2 protein-coding genes are annotated in these 2,051 nt (G+C 68.5%); both read right to left on the bottom strand.

The genetic code is table 11. The features are described 5' to 3' along the window. A partial coding sequence (locus tag M529_RS25455; protein ID WP_021316097.1) for an efflux RND transporter periplasmic adaptor subunit occupies positions 1–1,477 on the bottom strand: 1,477 nt, incomplete at its 3' end. Further along, the coding region (locus M529_RS25450) for a TolC family protein (protein WP_021316096.1) at positions 1,467–2,051 on the bottom strand (585 nt) is incomplete at its 5' end. The genes M529_RS25450 and M529_RS25455, both read right to left, overlap by 11 nt.

Raw genomic sequence — 2,051 nt, 5'->3', positions numbered from 1 at the left:
CGACCGGCGCGGTTTCAGGCGCGGCGTCGCCCGAATTGCCGAGCTTGCCGACCGTCGCTGGGCTGCCGTCAGTCGAGCGGTTGCGCGGCCTGTCGCGGGCCTTTTCTCCGCCCGGACCGCCATTGGCGTCGCCGCGCTGGTCTTCGGCCGGGGCCTGCTGGCCGGCGGCAAGTTGTCCGGTGATCACCCGCATGCCGGCCTTGAGGTCGCCTCCGGTGACCACGGTGCGCGCGCCGTCGCTGGCGCCCACCACGACTTGGACCGCCTTGGGATTGCCGTCGGCGTCCACGACATAGACCGTCTGGGTGCTGCCTGCACCGAAGTTCACCTGCTGCGCATTGCCGCGGCGGAAGCGGCGCGGGCCGGGCAGGACGCTGGTGATGCCGCCGCCCTGGCCGGCGCCGCTGCTGGGCTTGAAGCGCAGCGCGGCGTTGGGGACAAGCAGCACGTCATGCAGTTCCTGGGTAACGATGTCGGCGGTCGCGGTCATGCCGGGGCGCAGGATCTCGTCCTTGTTGTCGACCGCGAGCACTGCCGTATAGGCGACGACGGTGCCAGTCGTGCTGGCGGTCGTGCTGCTGGACGAGGAGGAGGACGAGCTGGCGCTGTTGGATCCGACATTGACCCGCGTGACCCGCGCCGGGAAGGTGCGGCCGGGAAAGGCGTCCACGGAGAAGTTGGCGCTCTGCCCTTCCTTGACCTGCCCGACGTCGGCTTCGTCCACCGACACCTCGACCTCCATCTTGGTCAGATCCTCTGCAATGGTGAAGAGCACCGGCGCATTGAATGATGCCGCGACGGTCTGGCCCGGCTCGATATCGCGCGAGAGCACGACCCCGGTCACGGGCGAGACGATCTGGGCGATCGAGAGGTTGGTCTGGGCGGTCGAGAGCTGCGCCCGGGACACCTGGACCTGGGCCTGCGCCGAACGGAGCGTCGCGAGCGCCTGGCTGTAGTTCGCGCGAGCCGAATCCAGTTCGGTCTTTGCGGGTACGCGGCCGCCCGACAGCTGGAAGACGTTGAGCTGACGATCCAGCGTCGCCTTCGCCAGCGCCACCTGGGCCTGTGCCTGCGCGACGCTGGCTTCGCTGGAGGCGACCTGCGCGCGGTTCTGCGTGATCGAATCGACCAGGCGGCGGGTGTCGAGTTCCGCGAGCTTCTGGCCCCGCGTCACCCGGTCGTTCACGTCGACATAGACCTGGGTGATCTTGCCCGACTGTTCCGAACCGACATCGACCTGATTGATCGGCTTGAGGTTGCCGGTGGCGGAGACGGTGACGGTAAGGTCGCCGTTGCGCACCTCCCGCGTCGCGTAATTGGGCTTTTCCCCGCTGGAGAAGCAGCGCGCCAGCAGCAGGACGAGGATCAACAGGACGAGCGCGATGCCGCCCCGGATCACCCATTTGCGCCACGGACGGTCCGGCTTCGCGCCGAGGAAGTCGTTGAGATCCTGATCTGTGGTCACGTCATTGCTCATCGGGGCGGGTTTCCATGTTCTGCCAGCCGCCGCCCAGCGCATTGTAGAGCTGGGCCACGGCGAGGACCTCGTCGGCCTGCGCGCCGGCCAGGCCGTTGCGCGCGCTGAGAAGCGTGTTTTCGCTGGTGGAGAGGGTCTGGAAGTCGATCAGGCCGGCCTGATACTGGCTGCGCGCCAGGATCGCGGCACTGTTCGACGCTTCATAGGCGGTGGCAAGCTCGGCCTTGCGCGTGCGGGCGCTGGCGAGCGAGGCCATGGCATTTTCGACATCCTCCAGCGCGTTCAAAACGCTCTGCTTGTAGGCGGCGAAGGCGCCGTCCGCCGCCGCCCGCTGCGAGCGAACCTGCGAGGCGAGGCGGCCGCCGTCGAAGATGGTCTGCGCGACATTGGCGAACACGCCGCCGGTGATCAGGTCGAACAGATTCCGAAAGGCGTTGGAGGTGGTGCCGATATTGCCGCTGATCCCCAGCGAGGGATAGAGCTGCGCCTGGGCAACGCCGATTCGCGCCGTCGCGGCGGCGAGCGCGCGCTCGGCCGAGCGGACGTCGGGGCGCTGGCGCAGCGTGTCGGCCGG

Origin of the sequence: Sphingobium ummariense RL-3, from assembly GCF_000447205.1 — a bacterium.
GTDB lineage: Bacteria > Pseudomonadota > Alphaproteobacteria > Sphingomonadales > Sphingomonadaceae > Sphingobium > Sphingobium ummariense.
This window is presented reverse-complemented; position numbering and strand designations above follow the sequence as displayed.